At 40.8% G+C, this 5,934-nt stretch carries 4 protein-coding genes; all 4 read right to left on the minus strand.

Annotated features, from left to right (window positions below; translation table 11 throughout):
- The coding region (locus tag VNZ46_RS16280; RefSeq protein ID WP_325561119.1) for a pitrilysin family protein at positions 1-1,231 on the minus strand (1,231 nt) is incomplete at its 3' end.
- Between the two features lie 41 nt (positions 1,232-1,272).
- Complete coding sequence (locus VNZ46_RS16285) at positions 1,273-2,361, minus strand: TlpA disulfide reductase family protein (RefSeq protein ID WP_325561120.1); 1,089 nt, start codon at positions 2,359-2,361, stop codon at positions 1,273-1,275.
- An 84-nt stretch (positions 2,362-2,445) separates the two neighbouring features.
- Positions 2,446-3,855: a RagB/SusD family nutrient uptake outer membrane protein gene (locus VNZ46_RS16290; RefSeq protein ID WP_316834916.1), complete on the minus strand. Its 1,410-nt coding sequence runs from the start codon at positions 3,853-3,855 to the stop codon at positions 2,446-2,448.
- Positions 3,856-3,869: 14 nt separating this feature from the next.
- Positions 3,870-5,934 (minus strand): TonB-dependent receptor domain-containing protein (locus tag VNZ46_RS16295; RefSeq protein WP_325561121.1); only part of this gene is annotated, 2,065 nt, incomplete at its 5' end.

Below are 5,934 nucleotides of genomic sequence, written 5' to 3' on the forward strand. Positions count from 1 at the left end.
CGTAGCGATTAGAAGGCGTCTTTTCTTTTTGTTTAAAACTAAACTCTATCAAAGACAGGTAGTTCTTTTTCGCCCGCTCCAGTTCAGATTCTGTAAAACCGAATCTATAGGCCCTTACTGTTTCGCGCCATACAGACTTCAAGCCTTTCTCAAGCTCACCTGGTTTAGCGACTACGCTGGCCGAATAAAGGTCAACAGTCTTTATGAGATTACTGATACTTGCCCCCCCGGAAATAAACGGTGGATCTGCTTCCCTTGTCAATTCTGAATACCTTGCACTCAGCATGTCGTTAAATAGTGAGCGGATGATCAAGTTGCGATAGTCAGCAGCAGTCCTTAATTCCTGTTCCTGATGTTTGATCAGGATTTCTGCAGAAGTAACTCTATTTTCTTTATCGGTAACCGAAATGAACTGATTTTTCCCGGTAAGCGCAACGGTATAATTAGTACGTGGTTTTTCTTTCACCGGGTTCTTCAGGTCGCTGAATTTTGCCTTAATACTTTTTTCCATTTCGTCTACATTGACATCACCAACTACAATCAAGGCCTGAAGATTAGGTCGGTACCAATCCTGATAAAAACTCTTGATAGTAGCGGGCTTGAAATTATTCAATACTGTATCTACACCAATGGGTAGGCGTTCTGCATACCTGGAATGGTTTAGAATTATAGGAAAATATACCCGGCGCATACGCTCGGATGCTCCCTTACCTAGCCGTTTTTCTTCAAGAACAACCCCACGTTCTTTATTGATCTCCGCTGGGTCTAGCGTAGCCTCCTGCGCCCAATCGCGCATGATCTGTAATCCATTCTGCAGTAGTTCTGGCTTATCGGAAGGCAATGGTAGCTGGTAAACAGTTTCGTCAAAATTGGTGTAAGCATTCAAGTCAGCACCAAACCTTATGCCCGATTTTTGCAAATAATCAACCAGTTCATTTTTAGGAAAATGCTTAGTTCCGTTAAAACTCATATGTTCCATAAAGTGAGCAAGGCCGCGCTGATCATCGGTTTCTAATATTGATCCCACTTTATTCGCCAGGTAAAATATCACCCTGTTTTTAGGTTCTTCATTATGACGGATATAATAGGTAAAGCCATTAGGTAATTTACCCGTGCGTACAGCTGGGTCAAGAGGCAAATTGCCAACATGTTTTTTAGAGCTTTGTGCAAATAATGCACAAGATGTAAATAGCAATATTGCGAGTGATTTTATTCGAAGGTTGATCGTCATTATTTTTCTTTTTTCTTATGATGCTAATTGCTTAGCAGTAATCAATTCAATAATTGTTTCAGTTTGTTTTCAAGCAATGCACCTCTAAGATCCCTTGCAACAATTTTCCCGGAAGGATCAATAAGCAGGTTACTTGGGATTGCCTGTATCCCAAAACTGGTAGATATAGCATTTTTCCAACCTTTTAGATCTGACAATTGTGTCCATGGCATCTTATCATCACGAATCGCCTTTTTCCAATTGGTGACTTTATCATCCAGTGAAATACCCACAACTGTAAATCCTTTGTCTTTATAGGCATTGTAAACTTTCAGTATATTGGGATTTTCCGCACGGCAAGGGCCACACCAGCTGGCCCAAAAATCTACCAATACATATTTTCCTCTAAAACTGTTGATATGTATCGGTTTCCCACTGGTGTCGGGCTGTACAAAGTCTGTCATTTGAGTGCCTAACATGCTTTTTTTCAGTACTTCTAGTTTACTGGCAAGTTTCTTACCAGCAGCAGTCTGTTTGGCCGATTCATCGAGCAGGCTGTACAACGCTTTAACCTCTTTGTAATCAGTACCACCTCCAGTACGCCTGGTGATTAGATAGATAGAGTAATAGCTTTTAGCATGCGCTACTATAAACTGTTTGGTCAAGCCCTCCTTTTGCTGTTCCAATTCGCTGAGTTTTTTGTCCAATACCACCTTCTCTTCTGCAGTTGCTTGTTTATAGCCAGAGCGCAGCGAATTTTCCAGTTCTGTTATTGATTTGGTATAATCACTAAACGCCACAGCGTCTTTCTGCATTTGCGAACCACTAATCTGATAAGTTTGCATGGAATCTTTAACACCAGTAAAACTAATACGGCCTGGCTGCGCAAAAAAGGAGTAGCCACTATGACCAATGGTAATAGAAATAATCTGCGGATCAAATGATTCTGCCCTCCAGATAAATTTATCATTGGATGCTTTTAAACTATCGGTTTTGAATATTCCGTCTTTGTTATATCCAATTTTAACAGTTGCCCCGGACAACCCCCTCAACTGGCCAGAAAGCTCTATGTTGTTTTGCGCACATGTGGTAATACTTAATACAGAAAGTAAAATGAGCAGCATGTTGCTTAATAAATTCTTTTTTTTCATCTGTTTATTGATTTTATTTTTGATGAAGCCCTCACGATCTTATAATCATTCCATTGTATGATGATAAGACCGTGAGGGCTTCAATTAATATCCTGGATTTTGCGTAAGCAAGTTGTTTAATTGAAGTTGTACCTGTGGCAACGGATATAAAGCAGCATTAGCACTAAAGCCCGTCTTTTCTGCACCGAGTACTGCTGCAGCAGTTCCGGTTCTCTTCAAATCATACCAGCGGTTGCCCCATTCGCAAAAAAGTTCTGTTTGCCTTTCTTTCATAACAGCGGCTAATACTGCCGTTTGGGATGTTGGATTTGCAGTACTGGCCAATAAGCCGGCCCGGGTTCGTATGCTGTTTACATCTGTTAAAGCCTGACTGAGGTTATTTAAATGTGCGGCAGCTTCGGCACGGATCAGGTACATCTCTGCTAACCTCAATATCATTTGATCTTCGGTTGGCGTAACGCTTGATAAGCGGTTTTTATACTTATAAGGGTAATATTGCGTTTGGTTTACTCCGTTAACAACCCGAACTTTTGAAGCTGTCCAATTTGCCAGACGTTGATCTCCGGTTTCAAACGCATTTAATAAAAATGATGTGATTAAATAATTAGGGAAAGCACTACCGGATGTGGGCACAAAAGATACTGCATCTGCTACTCCGGCACCAAATGGTTGGGCACCTGGAATTTGCCATATTGCCTCGGAACTTCCAGTTAAAAACACCTTACCAAGTCCGGTTTGTACCAGACTGCAACCACTCAAGCGGATAACCGAGTCAGCGCCATTATAGGCACTTTGCCAGTTCCCCTGGTATAAATTAACTTTTGCCTGCAATGCTATTGCCGTATACAAATTTGGCCTCGCCCGGCCTGCTGAAGGATAGGTTGCAGTTAATTTTTTGCGAGCATCTGCCAAATCGCTCATAATTTGGCGATATACAGCAGCAACAGAACTTCTAGGTAAACGGGTGGTTGTATTATAGTCTGTTACCGTTACAAGTGGTACATCGCCATATAAATTAACCAGATTAAAGTAATACAGTGAACGCATAACCTCCATTTCGCCACTAATTTGCCTTTGGAAACTTGCCGATAAGCGGTTATTATTAGTAACACCTTCCAGCACCGTATTTACCTGGTAAATACTTTGATAAGCAGATGACCATAATGAAATTATCCCGGTGTTTAACGGGGTTAATGAGTAGTTATAAAACTGCTGATTGTCGTTCGTATTAATATAAATCAATTCATCAGACGAAAGGCCTGGCAAATAGGTTAAACGCGCATCGCTGTAGGCAAAAGCGCTTCCGGAATTGTAATAAGTATACACGCCTGCAACAGCCGACAATGTAGTTAGACTATCGGCAAATTGTTCTTCCCGGGTAATCGATGACGGCGGGTTAGGGATCTCGATTAATTTTTTACAGGATGCAAATGACCCGGCAATCAATAATACGACAATCACTATTAAATAGCTGTTAGAAGTTATCTTTTTCATAATCATATCCTTGCTTAAAATTTAAGATTTAGACCAAACGCGAGCACACGCTGTACAGGAAAGGCAGTAAATGAACCAGGTTGCTCGGGATCACCCACCTTATAGTTCGTAAAGGTCAGTAGGTTTTGCCCGTTTATAAAAACACTCGCTCCTTTTATGTGCATCTTGTTAATAAGTGTTTTAGACAATTCGTAAGAAAACGACACGGTCTTTACACGCAGGTAAGTATCATCACTATAAGCCCCGTTTGATTGCGAAAATTTCAATGCCGTACTTACAGCTGATGCACCTGCGCTAGCAATAAATGGAGTGCTGTAACTGCTGGCCAGCCGCTGCAATTGAGTAACATCGCCAGGTGCCTTCCAATAATTATTAAGCACTGCCAAAGGTTGGTTAAATGAGAAACCAAGTTGATTACTGCCATATATCTGATACATATAATTAGGCGCGTTCTGGCTGGCAAACTGACAGAAAACATAAAGACTGAATTGCTTATAGGTAAAAGTATTTCCAAAGCCACCCATATATTTAATTTGCCTGTCTGCGATAGCGACCTGATCTCCACCCGCTGAGGCCAATCCAAAAGCAGGATTAGAGGTAACAGTTCCGTCTTTTTTATAGAATTCAAAAAGACCGGTGCTTGGGTTTACTCCTTTGTACAGATAGCCATATACCATAGAAGTTGGCTGCCCTATTGCGTACTGAGTACTGTAAGAAGAAGATTCCAGGTTAGGATACGACAGTAATTTATTGCGGTTAAACGACAGGTTGAAATTTGTTCGCCATGAAAAATTTTTGGTTCTAACGTTAGTTGATGATATAGAAAATTCAAATCCTTGATTTTGAACAGTTGCATCTAAATTACCAAGTACCGAGGAAATACCGGCTTGTATAGGTAATGGATAATTAACCAACTGGTTACTTTCCCGGTTTCTGTAGTAAGTAGAATTAAATAAAAGACGGTTATTAAAAAAGCCAAGGTCTAACGATATGTTAAGTGATTTTTTTGTTGCCCAGCTATAATTTGGGTTATACAGGTTTGAAGAATAACTTGGCCCAATACCCTGAAAAGCAGGAACAGATGGAAAAGGCTTAAATAAAGATTGATATTGGTAAGCCATGATACCATCCGATCCAGAAGTTCCGTAACTGCCGGAAATTTTACCATAACTTAATACATGAAGTGATTTTTTGATCAGGTCCTGTTCCGAGAATATCCATCCTGCGCCAGCAGAGCCAAAATTACCAAACTGGTTTGCAGGGCCAAAGCGGCTGGAACCATCACGTCTGCCTGTTAAATTGATGATAAACTCGTGATCGTAGATATAGTTTAACCGGGCAAAAGCTGCAACATATTTATCAATGCTAATATCGTCACCGGCAGTTACCGCGACACCATTAATTGACCCTAGAAAGTTATCGTTCGAATATCCGGTTCCGGTTGTGTAGGTTGAAGTGGTTGGCGTTTTTCTGTAAGTTGCGCCGATTAGGGCACTAAGCTCACCTTTACCAATTGTTTTGCTGTAATTAATTTGTGGTTCGATATTGATGGCCTGCGCGTTGTTGGTAGAAAAGTTGGCTGTCCTGACAATGTTCGCTGGGTTTTGTGAGATACCTGGGACTTGAGAGTTTTCATTCGTTGTATTACGGTTATAGCCCATATTAGCTACAATAGTTAAACCTTTAAGCAATTTATAGGAAATATGAAATGAGGTATTAAAATTATAATTTTGCAAATAAGTAGGCTGAAGCAGAGAGGCATAAAACTGGTAAGTGGTTAAATCTACTCCCTTATAACTCCAGTTCAAACTACCTGAAGGACTCAACAAGTCTGGTAAATTAGGCGAAAAAATCACATCCTGAGCACCGCCATAGCCCGCTGAATGATTTTGCTCATATCCAAAATCATTGATCAGGTCGATGGTCAACCGGGAATTACTGGAGATGTGATGCAGATTGCTGTGGAGGGAGAACCGCTGGTCAGCAAAATCGCCTGGGTAATTATAGCTCGACTTATTGTAACCAGCGGAGATCAGAAAGGTATTATTTACAGCTCCTCCAGACACGGTGGCATGAATA

It is taken from the genome of Pedobacter sp. (genome assembly GCF_035566355.1).
In the GTDB taxonomy this organism is placed as follows: domain Bacteria; phylum Bacteroidota; class Bacteroidia; order Sphingobacteriales; family Sphingobacteriaceae; genus Pedobacter.

Bases quoted from the DNA above. Each gene is read 5' to 3' on its own strand.
- VNZ46_RS16285 (WP_325561120.1), bottom strand. From the start codon at position 2,361: ATGAAAAAAAAGAATTTATTAAGCAACATGCTGCTCATTTTACTTTCT.
- VNZ46_RS16290 (WP_316834916.1), bottom strand. From the start codon at position 3,855: ATGAAAAAGATAACTTCTAACAGCTATTTAATAGTGATTGTCGTATTA.